Origin of the sequence: Stenotrophomonas sp. 278, from assembly GCF_003935715.1 — a bacterium.
GTDB lineage: Bacteria > Pseudomonadota > Gammaproteobacteria > Xanthomonadales > Xanthomonadaceae > Stenotrophomonas > Stenotrophomonas maltophilia_AH.
In genome coordinates this window covers 1-529 of the sequence record NZ_RHPP01000327.1, presented here as the reverse complement: position 1 = coordinate 529, position 529 = coordinate 1, and the positions used below count along the sequence as shown (strand labels likewise).

The 529-nt window shown below is 66.9% G+C and carries 1 protein-coding gene; it reads right to left on the bottom strand.

Features of this window, described 5'->3' with window-relative positions; genetic code table 11:
* The coding region (locus EGJ34_RS22480) for a hypothetical protein (RefSeq protein ID WP_185750306.1) at nucleotides 1–529 on the bottom strand (529 nt) is incomplete at both ends.

Below are 529 nucleotides of genomic sequence, written 5' to 3'. Positions count from 1 at the left end.
GGTAATAGCTGGCTCCGGCGGAGACGGTCCACGTCACTTCGCACTGGGTGGTGGTGTTCCGGGTGAACCGCAGGCCCGTTGGCACTGGCGGTGCACCGGACACCACAATCTGCCCCACACCCGAACTGGCACTACAACCGGCGGGATTGCACGCTCTGCCCCGGTAGTAGAACGTACCGCCGCTGCCCTTGGTGACGGTCGCGGTGCGGTCATACGCAATCAAGGTCCAGTTGGCCCCGTCGGCGCTTTCATCAATCTGATAACCGGTGGCATCGGCCACCTGCCCTACCGCCACGCTATAGGCGGCACCTACACCGGCCGTGGGCGGGACGCTGATGCCGGGCTGGCCGGGCGGTCCGATCACCCGTACAGACGCCACCGCCGACCACGGCCCGCACCCACCCACGTTGCAACCACGCACCTGGTAGTCCCACTGCGCGGCACCACGACCGCCGAGTGTGAGACTGGTGGGTGCTGAGGCGTACACGGTGCTCCAGCCGCCGCCATTTGCGCGTTCCACCACCTCGTA